Raw genomic sequence first — 18,391 nt, forward strand, 5'->3', positions numbered from 1 at the left:
GCATCGAGCACCCGAAGAATGCTGTCCCGGCTTGAGGCCGGGGGAGTGGACGGGCAAAATGGCAGACTTCAGCATTGGTTTGCAAGAGGCATGGACGCACGCGCGCCTGCATTTGCGGTTTTCCGGAGCAATGCTCACAGAAATCCGAACCCTTGCCGAAGCGGTGCGGCTCGCCCATAAAGGCTTCGATGCCGGCGACGAGCCGGCGGGACGAAAGCAAATGGCATGAATGAGGAAACGACAGCGGACGCCGCCACCCGGCGAAGCTTCCGCTTGCACAATGCAACGGTGCCGGCGCGGCCGCTGGAGCCGGCGCTCTATCTGGTCGCCACCCCCATCGGCAATCTCGGCGACATTACGCTGCGGGCGCTCGAAACGCTGGCCGGCGCCGACGTGCTTGCCTGCGAAGATACGCGCGTCACGCGCGTGCTGCTCGATCGGTATGGCATCCAGAACCGCCCCTTCGCCTATCATGAGCACAATGCCAACGAGGCCGGTCCAAGGTTGCTGCAGGCGCTCGAAGCCGGGCGTTCGGTGGCGCTGGTCTCCGATGCCGGCACGCCGCTTGTCTCCGATCCCGGTTACCGGCTGGCGCAGCAGGCGATTGCGGCAGGGTACCGCGTCATTCCCATTCCCGGCGCCTCTGCGCCGCTCGCAGCCCTTGTCGGCTCCGGCCTGCCGAACGATGCCTTCCTTTTCGCCGGTTTCCTGCCGGCCAAGGACAAGGCCCGCCGCGACCGTCTCGGTGAACTTGCCGCGGCACCCGCGACACTGATCTTCTTTGAATCGCCGCACCGCATCGGCGCAACGCTTCTGGCCGCCGCCGATGTGCTCGGGGCCACGCGGCCCGCCTCCGTCTGCCGCGAGCTGACCAAGACCTATGAAGAGTTCCGTCGCGGCACGCTTGCCGACCTCGCCGCCCATTATCAGCAAGTGGAAAACGTCAAGGGCGAGATCGTCCTCGTGATCGGTCCGCCAGAGCCGGTCGAGACTGATGAGGCCGATGTCGAAGCCATGCTGGCCGACCTGTCGAAGTCAATGCCGACGGCAGGCGCCGCCACCGAGGCCGCCCGCCTCACCGGCCTGCCGCGCAAGGTGCTCTACCAGCGCCTGCTGGAGATCAAGAACGCCGATGGGCGATAATGATCTCACCGCCATCAGGAGGAAGGCGCTGCGCCGGGGCCGCATGTCGGAATATGTCGCGGCCGCCTTCCTGATGCTGAAGGGCTACCGCATCCTGGCACTGCGCCACCGCACCCGGCTCGGCGAGATCGATATTATTGCCCGCAAGGGCGATCTCGCCGTCTTCGTCGAGGTCAAGGCCCGCCATGGCGAGGCCGCGGCGGTCGATGCCGTCTCTATCGCCGCGCAGAAGCGGATACGGGCGGCAAGCGATCTCTGGCTCGCCCGCCAGGCGGACCAGGCTCGCCTTTCCCAGCGCTATGATATCGTGGCGATCATGCCCGGCCGCCTGCCGCGGCACTTTCCGGATGCGTTTAGCGCCTTTATGGTCCAATCCGTTTTCGAATCGTTAAACTTTTAGTTCCCGCGTGAACGAGGTTCTTACGACTCTCTGCTACCCCAAATCTCGGTAGGGATAACAATTGGGGATTGTTTCATGGCCTGGAAGCTGATGCTTGCAAGTGCGGTCGCCATGGCCGCGCGCTCCGCGCCTTATGCCGTGGCGAAGCCGGCCGGGAAATCCTTCGTGGCGCATGCGAGCGACCTGCTGCCATTGAAGCCGACGCCGATCAATCCGGACTGGATCGTCAGCGGCAATCCGCAGGCCCGCACCGCCGAACACTCGCGCGGCTATGACGAAGCGTCGTTGACGGCGATCTGGGATTGCACGGCGGGTGAATTCCGCTGGCGCTTCGGCTGGGACGAGACCGTGATGATCCTCGAAGGCGAGGTGCATATCACTGCCGAGGATGGCACCGAACGCACCTTGCGCGCCGGCGACGTCGCCTTTTTCGCCGGCGGAACCTGGGCGAGCTGGCGGGTCGACAATTACGTCCGCAAGGTCGCCTTCCTGCGCAAACCCTTCCCGAAGCCACTGGCGATCGCCTACCGCCTCCGCAACATGCTGCGCAACGGCGGCAACCAGGGCATCGCTGCCTGAAGATCGATTTCGATTTTGGGAGTTACGCGCTAATCAGGCTGAGGCGAAGCGGTTGTTTCGCCCTTCAAGATCTCGCAAGCGAATAGGATCGGATTGTCGAGCTCGGGCGCGGTTTGCTTGTTTAACAGAACGGCCACCGCCGCTGCGGCTATGTCTTGAATCGGCTGCTTCACTGTCGTCAGGCGTGGCGTTGTCATGCTTGCGAGCGGGATACCGTCGAAGCCGAGGATCGAAAGGGCTGCAGGTATCGGGATTCCCAGATCATGCGCTGCCCGCATGCAGCCGATTGCCTGCTGGTCCGAACTTGCAAAGATCGCCGTCGGCCGCTCGTTTCGCGCGCGGGCCAGAAGATAATTTCCCGCGGAACGGCCGCTCTCGTAGTCGAAGGCCGCCTCGGCAATCAGCGGTGGTCCTGCCATTCGTGTGCCGTCTGCCTGCTCCCTCGCCTGCTCGATTGCATCGAGATAGCCCCTGAGTCGATCGTTAGCGGGGACGGAGTGCCCGGGCCCCGAAATGAAGCCGATGCGGCGATGGCCGAGCTGCAAAAGATGCTCGACGCCAAGACGAACGCCATTGCGGTGATCGGCGGCAATGCCGGAATACCCTGGCATAAGCCGGTCGACGACGACGATCGGCAATCCCTTCGGCAGCTTGAGTGTGTGGAAATCATTGCTGGGAACCAGCATGATGCCGTCGACCTTACGGCTTGTCAGCTGTTTGATGCGGTCAGCCTCCTTGGCCGCATGATCAAACGACGTCATGACGATGATATTATAGCCGTGATTTGCCGCCGCTTGTTCCGCCGATTGGACAAGTTCCGCGAAGAAGGGATTGGTCAGATCCGGAATGACGATGCCGATGAGGCGGCTGACCTTGCCGCGCATGCTTCTCGCCGACGGGTCGGGCGTATAGCCGAGGTCTTTGATGATCGCTGTGACGCGCGCCCGCAACTCCTTCGTCACCGAGGGATGATCATTCAAAATTCGCGAAACGGTCCCGGTGGAAACTCCCGCAAGCTTGGCAACCTCTCGAATCCCGACCTTTGACATAACGGAAACAGTGGCCCTTTCTCTGCGCCTTCGGAAGACACCGAAGGGCGCCTGATCGAAGCTTCCAGCTAATGGTCTTTACCGCCCTCGTCAAAGGGCTGCATCTCAATATTGACCGCCAGTCTCCATAGCATGAGCGTGGGCCAACGCTCAATGGAAACGGTTCATCACATGCACACCGATATGAGCGAAACACAGGAACAAAAGCGGGTGTTTGGCTGAATTCCCACTGCTTGACAATTTTTAAGGGCGTGCTACCCAGATGTCGTTGGAAACGGTTCATTGCCGCAGGCAACTCAGGTGGAGCTGAGCCCAGGACCGTTCGGAGGAAAAAATGTCCAATTCTATGAAGCGTGAATCCGTCTTGATCAATGCGCCGCGCCGTGCGGCATTGAAGCTCGGACTTGCCGGCACCTTGGTGCTTGCGCTGTCCTGTGGCGTGTCGCCCGCCTTTGCGGCCGGCAAGCCGAAGGTCGGCCTGATCATGAAATCCTTGTCCAATGAGTTCTTCAAGCAGATGAAGGCCGGCGCCGACAAATATGCGGCCGAGAACAAGGACAAGTTCGACTTCAAGGCCGTCGGCATGAAGGACGAGCGAGATTTCGCTTCCCAGGTCGATGCCGTCGAAAACTTCGTCACGCAGAAATACGATATCATCGTTGTCGCGCCGGCCGATTCAAAGGCCATGGCAACCCCGCTGGCAAAGGCAGTCAAGGCTGGCGTCAAGGTCATCAACATCGACGTGCCGCTCGATGCCGATGCGAAGAAGAAAGCCGGTATCGATCTCGCTTTCTTCGGGCCTGACAATAAGGGCGGGGCGACGCTTGCGGGCGACGCGCTTGCCAAGGATCTGGGACCCGGCGCCAAGGTCGTCATCCTCGAGGGTAACCCCGAGGCCGACAATGCCAAGGAGCGCAAGGAAGGCTTCGTGGACTCCGTCAAGTCTGGCAAGCTTGAGCTTCTCGACAGCAAGACGGCCCATTGGGAGACGGAAGAAGCCAATACCGTCATGACGAATTTCCTGACGAAATATAAGGATATTCAGGGCGTTATGGCAGCCAACGACTCGATGGCCCTCGGCGTTGTCAAGGCGCTCGATGCGGCCGGCCAAAGTGGCAAGATCAAGGTTGTCGGCTTCGATAACATTCCGCCGGTCCAGCCGCTGATCAAGGATGGCAAGATGCTTGCCACCGTCGAACAGTATGGTGCGCAGATGGCGGTCCTCGGCATCCAGTATGGCATGCGTGAACTTGCCGGCGAGAAATTCACCGGCTGGGTCAAGACCGACATCAAGCTGGTCACCGCAGCGGATCTCAAATAGTCGGGATCGCCCGCATCGCGTGCCTGAAAAAGCGGCAGCGTACAGGAAGCGCCGGCTGCGGCCGGCGCTCACCGCTAGCAACCGATTGACGCGTTGATCGCTTCAGGTGAGGCTCGCTTCCGAGCCCTGGGATGCGTCCTGCGTGGAGTTCGAACAGAGCGTGCATGAGGTCGACGTGTCAGACGCAGCAGATGACGAGATTTTGAGGCTGGAAGGGATCGGCAAGCGCTTCCCGGGCGTCGTGGCGCTCAAGGATGTCTCCATGCGGATCGGCCGCGGCAAGGGGCACGTTCTTCTCGGCGAGAATGGTGCTGGAAAGTCGACCCTGATCAACCTGCTCGGTGGCGTTTTCAGGCCGGATGACGGTCAAATCCTGTTCGACGGCAAGCCATACCATCCGGCCTCGCCGCTGGAGGCGTTCAAGGCGGGCATCCGGGTCATTCACCAGGAACTGCATCCGCTTTCCAACCTCACGGTGGCGGAAAACCTGCTGTTTGAGCATCTGCCGCGCCGATATGGCCTGGTGAACTATAAGGCGATGAACAGCAGAGCGGCGGAACTCCTGGAAGAGGTCGGCCTCGACGTGGCTCCGACGACACTGGCGAGCCGCCTCAGCGTTGCCCAGCTTCAATTGGTCGAAATCGCCAAGGCGCTTTGCTACGAAAGCAAGCTTCTCGTTCTCGACGAACCGACGGCAACCTTGACCTCCAAGGAGGTCGATCGCCTTTTTGAAATTCTCAAGCGCCTGAAGCGGCGTGGCGTGACCACGCTCTACATCTCTCACAGGCTGGAGGAGATCTTTGACGTCGGTGACGATGTGACGGTGCTGCGCGACGGCCAGCATGTGATCACGCGTCCACTGGCCGGACTTGCGATTCCTGACATCGTCGAACTCATGGTCGGGCGGAAGCTTTCGGATCATGGCATTTTTCGCAGCGACAGCACCGTGTCCGGCGAGGCGCTCGGTGTGTCCGGCCTGAAGGTGACGCGAAACAGTCCGGAATTGTCATTTTCCGTGGCAAAGGGGGAAATCGTCGGCATTGCCGGCCTTGTCGGCAGCGGCCGGACGGAAGCGGTTCGCGCCATATTCGGCGCCGATGCCAAAGCGGCCGGCGAAATCCGCGTGAATGGCGAGCCGGTTGCGATCCATTCGCCAAAGGATGCCGTTGCTGCCGGGCTCTGCCTGGCAACCGAAGACCGCAAGATGCAGGGCTTGATGCTCGATATGAGCTGCGCCGAAAATGCCACCATAACCGATCTCGCCAAGATCTCCCGCAACGGCTTGATCATGCGAAGGGCGCAGGATGATCATTCGCAGCGCCTCGTGCGCGAACTGCGCATCAAGACCCCGTCCATCCATCAGGCCGTCAGGACGTTTTCCGGCGGCAACCAGCAAAAGGTAGTCATTGCAAAATGGCTGTTCCGCGGTCCCAAAGTGCTGATTTTCGATGAGCCGACCCGTGGAATCGACGTCGGTGCAAAGGCCGAGATTTATGAGCTTCTGTGGAAGTTTGCGGCTCAGGGAAAAGGCGTTCTGGTCGTCTCTTCGGATCTGCCGGAGCTCATGGGCATTTGCCATCGCATCATCGTATTCTCCGACGGCAAGATATCGGGCGAAATAGTTCGGGAACAATTTGACGAGAGCAGGATCCTTTCGCTCGCCTACAAGGAGTACAGTCGTGTCCGCCAACATTGAAAAACAGACCGAGGCGAAAGAGGTGAGCGTCTGGGACAAGCTTGTCCGGATCTCGCTGAAGGAGGCGGGCGTCGCCATTGCCCTCATTCTGATCCTGACGTTTTTCTCGGCGACGGCGCCCTATTTCGCAACGCCGGAGAACTTCCTGAAGATCTTCGTGCAGATTGCCATCAACACCGTGCTTGCTGCGGGCATGACCTTCGTCATCCTCGTTGGCGGCATCGATCTCTCGGTCGGGTCGCTGCTTGCCCTTTGCACGGTGATCGGTGCGACGATCATGATCAATCCGGCGTTTTCGCCATGGCAGGCGATTGTTCTCGCATGTCTTGCGTCGATGGGCACGGGTGCCATCCTTGGCGCCGTCAACGGGTGGATTTGCGAGAAGTGGAAGCTTCCTTCCTTTATCGTCACCCTTGGCATGCTGAACGTCGCGAGCGGCCTGGCGCGCGTGGTCAGCGACAATTCCACGATCACCGGCCTGCCTCAGCCATTCGTCGATTTCGGCAACCTGATCTTCTGGGGCATATTTCCGTCGATCTTTCTGATTGCGATCGTCGTCGTCCTCATCGGCTGGTTCGTGCTGCGCTACACCGTCTTCGGGCGCTTCGTCTTCGCGATCGGCACCAATGAAGAGGCTGTCCGGCTGTCGGGGCATGAGCCCAAACGGTACAAGATTGCGGTCTTTACGATCTCAGGGCTGACGGCCGGCATTGCGGCCATGGTCTATCTGCTCCGTCTCAATGTCGGCAGCCCGGTTGCGGGCATCGGCTACGAGTTGAATGCGATCGCCGCCGTCATCATCGGCGGAACCAGCCTTTCGGGTGGCAAAGGCTCGATTGTCGGCACGCTGGTCGGCGCCTGCATTCTGCAGGTGCTGTCGACGGGGTTGCAGCTCTTGGGCGCCGACGACAATATCAAGCCGATCGTCATCGGCGCCGTCATCGTGCTCGCCGTCATTCTCGATAGCTATCGCGGCCGATTGATGCGGAAACTCGAAACGCGGTGAAAGGCAATTCCAGCAAAACTGCGCAGCGGTTTTGTGTCCGGAATTGCGCAAAAAACAAAAATGCTCCAGTGCCGAAGCCCTTGATTGGCCGTTGCGTTTGATATCTGGCCGACCTACATCTGTCCGGCATTCAGCGAGGGATGGAAATGGCCAAGATCACCAATGTAGCGGTCCAGATGGATCATGTCGCAAGCATCAATATCGCGGGTGATTCCACCTTCGCCATGAGCCTGGAAGCGCAGGCGCGCGGCTACAGGCTCTTCCATTACACCCCCGACCGCCTGAGCTTCCGTGACAACCGGCTTTATGCCAGCGTCGAGCCGATGGTGCTGCGCGACGTCAAGGGCGATCACTACGAGCTTGGCGCGCCGGAGCGCGTCGATCTCGCGACCATGGATGTCGTGCTGCTGCGCCAGGATCCGCCCTTCGATATGGCCTATATCACCGCGACGCATCTGCTCGAGCGCATCCACCCGAAGACGCTCGTCGTCAACGATCCGGCCTGGGTGCGCAATTCGCCGGAGAAGATCTTCGTCACCGAATTCTCCGATCTGATGCCGAAGACGCTGATCACCAAGGATGCCGCCGAGATCCGCCGCTTCCGCGACGAGATGGGCGATATTATCCTGAAGCCGCTTTACGGCAATGGCGGCGCCGGCGTCTTCCATTCGACCCGCGACGACCGCAACCTCTCTTCGCTGCTCGAAATGTTCGGCCAGCTTTTCCGCGAGCCCTTCATCGCCCAGCAATATCTGCCCGACGTGCGCAAGGGCGACAAACGCATCATCCTGGTCGACGGCGAATTCGCCGGCGCCATCAACCGCGTGCCGGCCGAACACGACAGCCGCTCCAACATGCATGTCGGCGGCCGTGCCGAGGCGACCGAGCTGACGCCGCGCGAACAGGAAATCTGCGCCCGCATCGGCCCGGCGCTGAGGGAGCGCGGCTTCCTGCTCGTCGGCATCGATGTGATCGGCGATTACATGACCGAGATCAACGTCACGTCGCCCACAGGCATTCGCGAGGTGAAGAAGTTCGGCGGTGCCGATATAGCCGCCCTGCTTTGGGATGCGATCGAGCGCAAGCGCGGCTGAGCCAGCCGCCCATGACCGTTCTGAGGTCCCGCGACCGAGCGCAACCAAGGTCACAGCGGATGCCTGATTCCGTTCTTTGATTGTTCTTGTTTTATTCCAGTTTCCATGCCAGATTGTAACCGCTAGCCTTAATGCATGTCGCCCAAGGGACCACGACATGCATCGAATAAAGGCTGCAGGGCGGTATATACAAGTTTGCGGCAAGGGGATGGGTTGATGGTCGCGCGTGTCAGTACGGTTGCATTTCAGGGTATCGAAGGTGTGCCGGTCGAGGTCCAGGTCATGGTTGCTCCCGGAAAGGTCGGGATGCAGATCGTCGGCCTGCCTGACAAGGCGGTTGCCGAAAGCCGAGAGCGCGTGCAGGCGGCCCTCCACGCCTCCGGCCTGGCGCTGCCGGCGAAGCGGGTGACGGTCAATCTGGCGCCTGCCGACCTGCCGAAGGAGGTCTCGCATTTCGATCTGCCGATCGCCCTTGCCCTGATGGCCGCCCTCGGCGCCATTCCCGCCGATGCCCTATCGGATTTTGTCGTCGTCGGCGAGCTCAACCTCGACGGCACGATCGCCGCCATATCAGGCGCGCTGCCGGCTGCGATCGGCGCCGATGCGCTCGGCAAGGGGCTGATCTGCCCGGCCGAAAGCGGCGCCGAAGCCGCCTGGGCGGCGCCGAGGTCGATATCCTTGCACCCCGCAGCCTGATCGCCCTTGCCAATCATTTCCGTGGCACGCAGGTCCTATCCAGGCCGGAGGCGTCGATCCGCGCCAATGCCGCAAACCTGCCGGATCTCGCCGAGATCAAGGGCCAGGAAAGCGCCAAGCGCGCGCTCGAAGTGGCGGCCGCCGGTGGCCATAATCTGCTCATGTTGTGAGCGAAAGACCCTTAACTCCACTAATTCAACCGGTGGTGCGAGGCGCACCGCGTCGCGCGGAGGGTCATTGCTGAATGGCAGGATCGTGCTCGAAAGGGAAAACGGGCGTTTGAAAAATATCGAAGTCGACGTTCCAGGTGATGGTCTCGTTCCGGGCTAGGGCCGGCCAGACAATTTCTCCACCGCTATTCCTTTTTCGCACCAGGAGCTTGCTGAGCACGGCGTCGAGCTGTGTACTGAACAGGTCCTCCGCCGCAACGTACACGAAGACCGGAGCGCTCACGTCGATTCCGGACACGCCATCTTGGGCGGTCGGATTGTTTGATCTGTCGGGCCAATGGCGCCACTCGTCTATAGGCTGGATCATGGCGGTTTCTTCGGCTCTCCTAAGCGTCGCGCAAGGCTCGCTGTCCGCGCTGCTCTTGCACAGCGACTCCAAAAGACCAAGCGGGTAGGCAAGCCACGTCAACGAACGTCCGTCGATAGCCTCTGCGGTTGCCAGTGCAACACGGCGAGCCAAGTCTGAATCAAGTGCACTAAAGTCGAGATCGGTGAGAAACCTAGATGAAAGGTCACTGAGAAAGGCTGACTGGGCACTCGTGGCCTCTTGTGGCCTCATCAACGAACAAGTTTCGAAAATGACGGGCATGATGTCCAGATAAGCTGCCGCTTCACGGTCATTTTGGAAAGCAAGTTCGGTTGAGTTTTCGTCGCTAGGCGAGAATTGGCGTAGCTGAGGACCGAGCTCTGCATCAGCCCAACAGAATGCTTCAGCCGCATGCGTCTGGGCGGCTAGTCCTACAGCAAGAAATGAAACGGCCGGGCGTTTATCACAGAGAAGGATTGTCCATGCACTCTCCGCCGCTACAAGAGCTGCGAGGTCGTTAAGGTCGTCGGGCAGGTGTCCGAAGCGACCGTCGCATGCATTGGCGCGTACCCCCTCGACAACCCGAGACCCTGTGGATTTCATTTTTGCGTAAGAGCTCGCCCCGAAGATAGCATCGTCGATGTGCACTTCGAGAGGTTCATATCGACAAGGCACGAGAACAACTTTTTCCCCGACAATTCTCTCGCTGGGTCGTTCGTCATAATTACCCGTGGCCAATGCTTCTTCTGCTTCGTCGCCTACGAGATCAACACATCTCCTTTGGGTGTAGGTGCGCGTTGCTTCAGAACGCAAGCGCTCGGGCTTGTTCCCTCCCCAAAGAAAAATGCGCGACAGATCCGAAATAGGTATAGAAACAAGCTGATTCACAAACACGCGAGATCCCATGCGCCCGACGGCGAAGCGAACGTAGTGCCGCCCGTTTTTTGAACAGAACGCCTGAACCGCATCGCTAGGTCGGGAAGCCGCGACCACCACCTTGGGACGCAGTATCATTGAAAGCAATTGGTCGTCGGTAAGATTTTCCAAGCCTCGAAAGCCCAGGCGCTTGGCTTCCTCAATCTCCTCCAAGACACTATCATCGGCCGAAGGGGAGCGTAGACGAGTTGGGTCGATGCACCCGAGGAAAAGCGCCGTCGGACCGGGCAGTGGGATCTGTGTAATTTCCGCGCCGGGCGGGTCTTTCTGGGAGAAGATCGGAATACCAAGTATGTCGACTGGACGCTCGTCGAAAACTGCGGTGAATTGGGGCTGGATGTCGAACTGCGCTGACAGAACGGGGTCGACCCGATCCATTGCCTGTTTCAAGTCCAGGATCCTCGTTGATGCCATTGACTCGTCCGGCATAAGTGGTGGAACAAGCGGCGGCTTGTTTGCCAGTGTGCTACGCACGTATTCAACAAGCCGAGCATCGTGATCCTCCGCGAAAACCCGCCCATGCTGAAAGTCGATCGTCACTTCCGCAGCTTGGAGGTGCGCTCCCAAGGTCAAAAATGCTAGTACAAACAGCGACCTCTTCGGTATAAGCATCGTGAGCCTCCGCGAAACTCGCAGCTGAAAGCAACTCTACCGCCGTCCTCCAAGCCCCAAGGTCGCGCGTTGGTCCAGGAGAAGCCCGATAAACTTCTCATTGGACGGGCGAGGGAGGAAAGGAGGGGGGAAGGACACCGGGAGAAGGTACGGCCGGTGGAAGGCAACCCCCTTGAGGACAATCCACTGGAATGTCGTCGGGCTTGACTGGTGCGCAACTCGCATCAACACAGATTTGGCCACTCTTGGCTCGATCGTCGACGAAGACTGCCTTGAACCCCGTTAGATCTCCTTGGAAGTGACCCCCACTTCCTCGATAGAAGTAACTGGACGCTTGACGTGAACTATCGGCCGGCAGTGCCGCGCCACAAAAGGGCCGACCGTTGTTTTGATCAACCGCACAATCACTCTCGGGGGGGACTGTCGTTGGATCAACCGTCAGGCCGTCGTTACTGGCGTTTTTGGTTTTAGGCGGCGTTTTTGGTTCTTCGGCTTTAGGAGGTATTTTGGGTCCTTCGGTTGTAGGAGATTTTGGTTCTTCAGTTTTGGGGGGTGTTGTTGGAACTGAGGGCTTACCGTTCAAAAGCTCGTCAACCTTAGTCCGACATTTATCAAAAGCGCACTTTGGGAGGTTTTCATACGTGTCCGTAGCCGTCTTTAACAGCTCTTTCCCCTCCGCTGTGATCTTTTTCTGTGCCTCGTTCCAATCAGACTTAGGACCGAAAGCATCGATTGCCATTTCAGTGGCTTTTTCCGCACTCTTTTTCGATTCGCGCACGATGTACAAGACTGATCCAATGTCGCATAAACCTGAACACAGAAGGTCTTTAGCGGCCTCTTTTGCGGCTCCACCATAGTCATCTCTGTACTCATCCCCTTGAGCGGTTTCCACGATACTCGGGCCGCTCATACGTTTTGATTGGGGAGGGTTCTGCCCTCCTACCTCCGTCAAAGACGCGGTCGAGCCGAACATGGGGAGCTTCGCGGCTCCTCCGTCTACTTTTGGCATTGCCTCTTGGCAGCCGACACACATTCGACCGCCGAATGGGCTCTCGCTGAAGTCGGGCGGAAGATTTGTAATGCCGTCAGGGGCGGGTGCTCCAAAGTACGCAGTAATTAGCCTGCTGGTCGTGAAGTCGAAGTTAGCGAGCCCGTTTGCAGGTGCCTCCAATGACACAGGTATCCGCGTGTCCGAAAAGATGCCTTGCGGACGGAGCCCCTCAATGTCGCGAATCTGATGCGGCTTCAGCAACGGATCCCCGCCAAGTTCAGGGAAAGACGAGAAGCTCTTTACATCCATGGCTAGTGGAGACTTACCGCCACCAGCTGTAACGAAGTCCGCGAACCGCTGAAACTTACCGGGCTTGAAGCCAATCTTATCCGACAGACCGGCGTTTCGCGCCTCGAGGACATTGATCGTGCCAGGAGCTACATACTCCAACGCGGCTAGGCTCCTTGACAGTACCGCCGAGCTTGAGTCGCCATAAGGGTGTGCTTGCAGTGAGGCATAGTCAGCCAAGTTCATCATTGGCTTGACCAAACCAAGAAATCCTCCCTGTTCCTCCACGCCTTTGATGATGGACGCCTGGACGAAATGTAAGTTTGCATCAGGTGGAAGTGCGTTGGTCGCCTGCAGTGCTAGCGACGCCGCCTCAACAGCCAACGAGAAACGCATCATCTGATACAAGCCAGGCTCTTGATCACAGGCTGAAGTCTCTCGCTCCGGTCCTGTAATGCAGCTCAGGGGAGCACTACTTATGACGTGCGCGACGCCATCTGCCCCCTGTGCAACTACGGCTGCAGGGTTCAGTGCTGATGTAAAGACGAGAGCGAGGAATAGCCCTCGAGCTATGGAACGCATCTTACTCATCATGCCCAAAACTATCATTCTTTTGTTTCAGCCTCAATGAGGGCAATCTTGTCACGGGGAGCGATTCCGCTGGGTGTGGAACTGTCTTCTGCCGCGTCCATCGCACTCTATGCGTAGTCTATGACCCGGATAGAGCCTCTTTAGCTGTACTCCGCCCGGAACGTGTCGGAACGGAGCCTCATCTCCTCGGTATTCAGAGCGATTCGAACAGGCGCGAGGGCGGTGGAAATACCTTCACGAAAAGTACCGAACCAGACAATATCATGGGGATCGAGCGGCCAGTCGATTGGCGTCTGACACAAGCGCAAGCTATGATAGCGTAATTTCACAGGGTCTATCGCAACATGGCAGATGCGCCGACGCCAATGGATGGCAAAGTCACTGGCTCTTGGCTGGTCCACCACACTAATAAACTTCAGCATTTCAGCGGTGCATCGGGATTTGACCGAATACTCAGTGCGGGCAAGGCCACTAAGCTTCTGTCCGCGCTTTCCGCGACCCAACAGAACGTCGTGGATATGCCCAGGGTTGAAGTGCTGGCAACAGCGGCTAATATGACTCCGTTCGAGCTGCAGGGTGCTCTCTGGGCGCTGGAGCAACAACAGCTTCTCCAGCGAAGCGTGTCTGGCGTCGAGGTCTTCGGTGTAACGAGTGCGACCGTTCTGCAAAGAGGCGCAGAGGTTTTTGCCGCGCTTTCGCCCCGCCCAGAGGAACTGGCGGCTATTTCGCTGGCTGAAATGGCCTCTTCGGAACCCTTAGACAAAAGGGAAGCCACTCGATGGATATCTGACACTTACAGAATGACCTCGGGTGCCACGGATGATTTCCTCGCGCAGACAGAGCGAACCCGACTAATTGATTGGGAGAAGCACGATGCGGGCGCCATCGTCTACTTCAACGGTAACCTCTTCAAAGGGGGTGATCTGAAGAAGGTGTCCGCGATCTTAAGTCAGCTGAACGCGACGGAACGCTCACTGATGTCCGAGGTGGAGGAGCGCCTAAAGAAGCAGGGATGTCTTGCGGTGACCGAGATTGAGAAGGTTATTGGGCCGCAACTGTTTGAGCGACTGAACTCAATCGGGTTCTTCGATGTCAACCTTGTCAGTAATCCCACGGAGAGCGTGTCCTTCGCGACCCGACCAGCGGCGTTCGGGAAATATGCGAATGGCAACGTGGATGAAGGTCTCGATCTCGCCAAGGCCTTTGTAAGCTCGCTGACATACGGCATCACTCGGCGGCATCCTAACCATGGCAGAATACGACGGATCGAAGACCTGCTCGGGCGGCTCCTTAGAGGGGAGTGGACGGCGGCGGCGACGGCGATCGGGGAAGACTATGTTGCGCTTGAACTGCGCGGTGTAGTCGAGCTGCGGAAAGGCCCCGCGTACGGGCACCAGATGCGCCTCAGGAAGACTGATGTTGGCCAAATGGCCTTGCAAGTCCTCCAATCGGGCGACGCAAGCGATATGCCGTTGCTTAAGGAAATACCGTCTGCCCAAGTCACTGGGTATACCGGACCGGAAGAAACTCGTACGCTGGTCCGAAAGCATCAATTGCCGGAGAGCCAGCGGGTGGTCCGAAACATGCTCGAAGTTCTACGCACAGGAGGCGGACGATAAATGGCCGTCACGTTGGACAAGGGCATGTCGATGGAGGAGCGCGTCAGAAGCTACTTCATGAAGAGCGGCTATTATACACTCAGAGGCGTTCCGTTCACCTACGGAAAGTTTGATGTCACAGATATCGACCTGTGGCTCTACGATCGTCCCTCGCCGGTCTCACGACACCGTGTCGTCGTGGACATAAAGAACAAGAAGACGCCCCAGGCGATCGAGCGCATCTTTTGGGCAAAAGGACTTGCCGCCACGCTCCGGCTAGATCAGGCGATAGTGGCCACCACAGACAAGCGTCCCGACGTCGCTCAGTTCGGCCGAGAACATGGAGTTGTTGTGCTAGATGGCAACTTCCTTAGCCGTCTGGCAAATCTCTCGTTGTCCGGCCGCATGTCGGAAGAGGACTTTTTGCACGCCATTGATGCCTTCTCCGACCAGAAGGTCGCGGGCGATTGGAAAGGACGTCTTCGGACAGCCAAGTCCCTTGTGCTTAACGGCCTCGGCTACAACGAAGTGAACTCGTGGCTGACGGATGCAAGGTTCTTTGCTGAGCAAACCCTAATCGTCCCGCTGCATAAGACGACGGCTTGCCGCATCCTGTACCTCATTGCTTCGTTGGTCGCGGTGGGTTTTGATTTCGTGATGAGGGATTTGGCATTCGTGGAGCAAGACGCAAAGGTCACAGAAATTAACAGCGGACTTCAGTTTGGCTCGTCGGGGGCAAGAGGCACGGCTCACGTCATCGACATAGCCATCGGGTTAGTTGATCAATACGCGCCTGAAATGAGGGGATTAGGCAGCAAAATTCGCAGGGGCGTTGAAAGTGATTTGGAGGATGTGCAGACCCACATTCCAGCCGAGTACTTTGCCCGCCCGAGTACAGCGCAGGGGCTGTATAATATCGCTCGCGAGCTGGAAGAGGCTGCCTATTTGCAAACCTTCAAAAGCCCTAGCGACCTCAGCGTTGATGCCAGAAGTATGCTTTCGGTCCTTCTCGACTTCTGGGCAATTGATCGAGGGCGGTTTTTCTCGAACATGAAAAGCGAAGCCAACGGTAAGCCAGAACGAGGTAACGCCCCCTCGCCAATGCCAAACAGACTGCTCTGACAATCAGAGTAAGAACGCCAAAACAATTTGCGAAGAAGACCTCGATGAACGCAGTGGTCTTGAACTTAATCGTCCTGAGGAAGGCGATCGAACCGGTTATCCCTTCAACAGTTGTCTGTTCCCTCGAAAGCTTCCACTGACGGTAGTGGTGGTATTTACGATCTGTGATGGTGGCGCGAGCGATGGGGGCCTCAAGTGGGTCGCCGCATTTCATGCCTTACGGGGCCTCCTATGAGTAGTCCTGAGGTTGCTATAAGGGTTTACGGAGGCAGGCTTAGGTAGCCATTGGTGTCGAAGGTAAGAGGGCCACCCCCATAGGGGAGCCCCACCATGGTAGACAAAGGTCACCCTGAGTGTGTGGAGGAAACATCCACCAGTCCAGGGAAGCCGACATGGTGCGAGAAGACGTCAGCCATGACCTGCTTTGCTACCGCCGCATTGGAAGAAGCCACAAGGATAGCATCGTGAATGGGCAGGGCCACGATACCATTGGATTTCAAGCTCAGTAAGATATCGACCATGATCCGGCTCTCTTGGAATTGAACTTGGTGTCCTACCCCGCTGAAGAAGAGATCAGCGATCGCGGGATGATGACGCATGATGGCTTCGGTGATTTCGCTTATGCGAGCACCCCTCGGAAACTTTCCCGCAGCCCCTCTTGGCATTCTGGTCAGAGGTTTGTCGTGAAAGGCCATGGCACTGAATACGATCTTGATACCCTTACGGTGTTCCTCGAAGCCGGGAATGGCGTAGAGGTCCGCGGCATCAGGCACAGCACATGCTATGCCGTAGAGCTGCCTTGGTCCCATTTGAGCGTAGTCCAGCTCGACTATTGCCTCACCGTCGATGACAAGGCGGTCAAACCGGCTTTCCTTGCTCATTCCCTGCCAGAAGCCACCAAAGAGACGACCGCCGTTGTCAAACCGCCCCCGAGTGAAGATGCGGCGTAAGTCTCTGTCCCCTGTGTCGGGAACATGGCCGGTGTCGCCCCTGTAGGTTCCGTAGTCGATGTCGGCAGACCGCAGCCACTCGTTGATGTCGCGCATCTCTCGCCGAAAGAGGCTCGTCTCCTCCGTATCGAGGTAGTCGATGACCTGTGCTTCGTCCCAGAAGTCAGCCTTCTCGCTCTTCAGGATGATCGGTTCCGTCACGCGGGCTAACCCAAGATCGGCGAAGGTGATGCCTCCGGTGTCTATACGTGCGAGTAGATGCGGACCGGGACGAATGGACGTGCGCCGCGCACCTTGCCGCCAATCGCTGTCGCCAATCTCTTGGACAATCCAACCAAGTTCTGGAGCGGCAAGCCTGTCAAGAACATCGGGGAAGGTCTTGCCGTATACTCGTGGACGGTATCGGTTCCGGTCCCGAAGGACGGCATTCGACCGAGTAACGTAGATCGCATCTGGACGCCTGTAGAGCGCGTGATGCATCAGGTCGCACAGAATGGCCTCCGCCGTTAGCTCGAAGGTTTCTCGGTCGTGTTCCTTCCGTTTACGCTGGCGGAGCTTCCGCTGCTCCTCATAGCGCTGGATGTCCCCGATGGCCTCGGTGATGAGCGCCTTTGACGCCTCGGTCTTAGCGAAGCGCCACGGGCTGAATGGCCTGTCCACGGGCTTGCTGGTGTCTTTGGATGCAGATTCGGTCAAGCTGCGCCTCCGGTCAGCTCTGGTCCGAGAATGGCATCCCGTTCCGCCCTGGTTTTCTGTCGAGCGGCCTCCAGGGCTTTGGCCTTCCGCTTGGCGATCTCGACGCCGTAACCAACGAGCTTCGTGGCCTCGATGATCGACCAGAGAGCCGCTATAGTCCTCGGTGGCACCTCTCGGTAGACGCTGCGTGTCATTCCGTTCATGGACCAGTTGTACGCGGCCTCACGAGGGTTCAGGCGCAGCAACATGCGTACGGTCTGGAAACGGAACCCGTTGTCGTACTTCCAACGCCTGTGGTCATCTTCGTGCCAGTAGCCCATGCCCATGAGGAGCTTGGCTATCACGACGCTATCGGTCTCTTCAGACAACGAAAGGATTGCCTTGGATGCCTGAAGCTCATGGACGTTGGCTGCAATGCCACGTTCTGTAGCCCTGATGTGGGCGTTCGCCGCAGCGACAGCGCGAGCCCAGATGTCGTTCATCGACTCGTAGGCGTTGGTCGCCGAGACGGTGTTCAGGTAGTTGTCGATTTCCTTAATGTAGGGTTTGAGGTCGGATTTCTTCACGCCGGTCTGAAGAGGGTGACCGTGGCGAGCTTTCGTCCGCTTATGCTGTTCGCAGAGTGTACTGTAGCCGTTGACCTGGGCAGAGCATCCGGCAGCCTTGCAAGTTCTCATATGTGCGTGTGATCTCAATCTTTGGGAATGGGTCTGGGCAGGGGGTGGAACCCCTGTTTGATGCAGTACCCGCCGCATCGCTGACCGTACCGGGACCCTGAGGCACGGGAGCAGGACTTATTTGAGCAGTATCGATGATGTGATGTGTCGCCCGTGGGCTTAATGTTGTCTCGTCACGAAGGTGGCGGCTCTGCCGCTCGGTGTCGGCAAGATGAGTTGTAGGTTCTGTGGTGTCATCAGGGGACGCGGGTTGCTTCCCGGCCAATCCCTCACCGCTCGGTTCAACGTTCGGGCCACTGCCGTCCTGTCTTGCCACTGCTTGCGGCCAATGACCGCTCCCGATTTGGTGCTTTGGTTCCGCTCTACGGGGCTGCTTCTGCTTCCCCTGCGCCGGGGTTGTGTCCCCGGA

General features: G+C 58.5%; 15 protein-coding genes and 1 pseudogene. 11 read left to right on the forward strand and 5 right to left on the reverse strand.

Going from position 1 to position 18,391, the window contains the following annotated elements:
* Nucleotides 1-58 precede the first annotated feature (58 nt).
* The 4 genes from U5G49_RS23565 to U5G49_RS23580 all read left to right on the forward strand — a co-directional run bounded on the left by U5G49_RS23565 (nucleotide 59) and on the right by U5G49_RS23580 (nucleotide 2,122).
* On the forward strand, nucleotides 59-229 hold the full coding sequence (locus tag U5G49_RS23565; RefSeq protein WP_193446410.1) for a hypothetical protein: 171 nt from the start codon (nucleotides 59-61) through the stop codon (nucleotides 227-229).
* Nucleotides 226-1,143, forward strand: a complete 918-nt coding sequence (gene rsmI / locus U5G49_RS23570) for a 16S rRNA (cytidine(1402)-2'-O)-methyltransferase (RefSeq protein ID WP_193446409.1) — start codon at nucleotides 226-228, stop codon at nucleotides 1,141-1,143. Before U5G49_RS23565 ends, rsmI begins: the two co-directional genes overlap by 4 nt.
* On the forward strand, nucleotides 1,133-1,543 hold the full coding sequence (locus U5G49_RS23575) for a YraN family protein (RefSeq protein ID WP_193446408.1): 411 nt from the start codon (nucleotides 1,133-1,135) through the stop codon (nucleotides 1,541-1,543). Before rsmI ends, U5G49_RS23575 begins: the two co-directional genes overlap by 11 nt.
* A 75-nt stretch (nucleotides 1,544-1,618) precedes the next feature.
* Nucleotides 1,619-2,122: a cupin domain-containing protein gene (locus U5G49_RS23580; RefSeq protein ID WP_193446407.1), complete on the forward strand. Its 504-nt coding sequence runs from the start codon at nucleotides 1,619-1,621 to the stop codon at nucleotides 2,120-2,122.
* Between the two features lie 29 nt (nucleotides 2,123-2,151).
* On the opposite strand, the gene U5G49_RS23585 is transcribed toward U5G49_RS23580, so the two are convergent.
* A complete protein-coding gene (locus U5G49_RS23585; RefSeq protein ID WP_193446406.1) occupies nucleotides 2,152-3,171 on the reverse strand; it encodes a LacI family DNA-binding transcriptional regulator in 1,020 nt (339 codons plus the stop codon).
* 334 nt (nucleotides 3,172-3,505) lie between these two features.
* Between U5G49_RS23585 and U5G49_RS23590 the strand changes: the two genes are divergently transcribed.
* The 5 genes and pseudogenes from U5G49_RS23590 to U5G49_RS23610 all read left to right on the forward strand — a co-directional run.
* Entirely contained in the window at nucleotides 3,506-4,492 is a 987-nt protein-coding gene (locus tag U5G49_RS23590) for a sugar ABC transporter substrate-binding protein (protein WP_018244443.1), read from the forward strand.
* A 175-nt stretch (nucleotides 4,493-4,667) separates the two neighbouring features.
* On the forward strand, nucleotides 4,668-6,188 hold the full coding sequence (locus U5G49_RS23595; RefSeq protein ID WP_193446405.1) for a sugar ABC transporter ATP-binding protein: 1,521 nt from the start codon (nucleotides 4,668-4,670) through the stop codon (nucleotides 6,186-6,188).
* Nucleotides 6,172-7,194, forward strand: a complete 1,023-nt coding sequence (locus U5G49_RS23600; protein ID WP_193446404.1) for an ABC transporter permease — start codon at nucleotides 6,172-6,174, stop codon at nucleotides 7,192-7,194. The genes U5G49_RS23595 and U5G49_RS23600 overlap by 17 nt, the downstream gene beginning before the upstream one ends.
* Before the next feature lie 146 nt (nucleotides 7,195-7,340).
* Nucleotides 7,341-8,288 carry a glutathione synthase gene (gene gshB, locus U5G49_RS23605; protein WP_018447873.1) on the forward strand — a complete coding sequence of 316 codons (948 nt, stop codon included), beginning with the start codon at nucleotides 7,341-7,343 and terminating at the stop codon, nucleotides 8,286-8,288.
* Between the two features lie 216 nt (nucleotides 8,289-8,504).
* Nucleotides 8,505-9,151, forward strand: a pseudogene (locus U5G49_RS23610) (magnesium chelatase domain-containing protein); the annotation flags it as partial.
* Nucleotides 9,152-9,218: 67 nt separating this feature from the next.
* Here U5G49_RS23610 and U5G49_RS23615 read toward each other — a convergent pair.
* Entirely contained in the window at nucleotides 9,219-11,069 is a 1,851-nt protein-coding gene (locus U5G49_RS23615; protein ID WP_193446403.1) for a hypothetical protein, read from the reverse strand.
* Nucleotides 11,070-11,166: 97 nt separating this feature from the next.
* Entirely contained in the window at nucleotides 11,167-12,756 is a 1,590-nt protein-coding gene (locus tag U5G49_RS23620; protein ID WP_193446402.1) for a hypothetical protein, read from the reverse strand.
* Between the two features lie 527 nt (nucleotides 12,757-13,283).
* On the opposite strand from U5G49_RS23620, the gene U5G49_RS23625 reads away from it, so the two are divergent.
* Nucleotides 13,284-14,558, forward strand: a complete 1,275-nt coding sequence (locus U5G49_RS23625; RefSeq protein ID WP_193446401.1) for a hypothetical protein — start codon at nucleotides 13,284-13,286, stop codon at nucleotides 14,556-14,558.
* A complete protein-coding gene (locus U5G49_RS23630; RefSeq protein WP_193446400.1) occupies nucleotides 14,559-15,659 on the forward strand; it encodes a hypothetical protein in 1,101 nt (366 codons plus the stop codon).
* Between the two features lie 344 nt (nucleotides 15,660-16,003).
* On the opposite strand, the gene U5G49_RS23635 is transcribed toward U5G49_RS23630, so the two are convergent.
* Both U5G49_RS23635 and U5G49_RS23640 read right to left on the reverse strand, forming a co-directional pair.
* Nucleotides 16,004-17,305, reverse strand: a complete 1,302-nt coding sequence (locus U5G49_RS23635) for a hypothetical protein (RefSeq protein ID WP_193446399.1) — start codon at nucleotides 17,303-17,305, stop codon at nucleotides 16,004-16,006.
* Entirely contained in the window at nucleotides 17,302-17,871 is a 570-nt protein-coding gene (locus U5G49_RS23640) for a hypothetical protein (RefSeq protein ID WP_193446398.1), read from the reverse strand. The genes U5G49_RS23635 and U5G49_RS23640 overlap by 4 nt, the downstream gene beginning before the upstream one ends.
* Nucleotides 17,872-18,391 lie beyond the last annotated feature (520 nt).

This window comes from Rhizobium indigoferae, from assembly GCF_034554815.1.
In the GTDB taxonomy this organism is placed as follows: Bacteria; Pseudomonadota; Alphaproteobacteria; order Rhizobiales; family Rhizobiaceae; genus Rhizobium; species Rhizobium leguminosarum.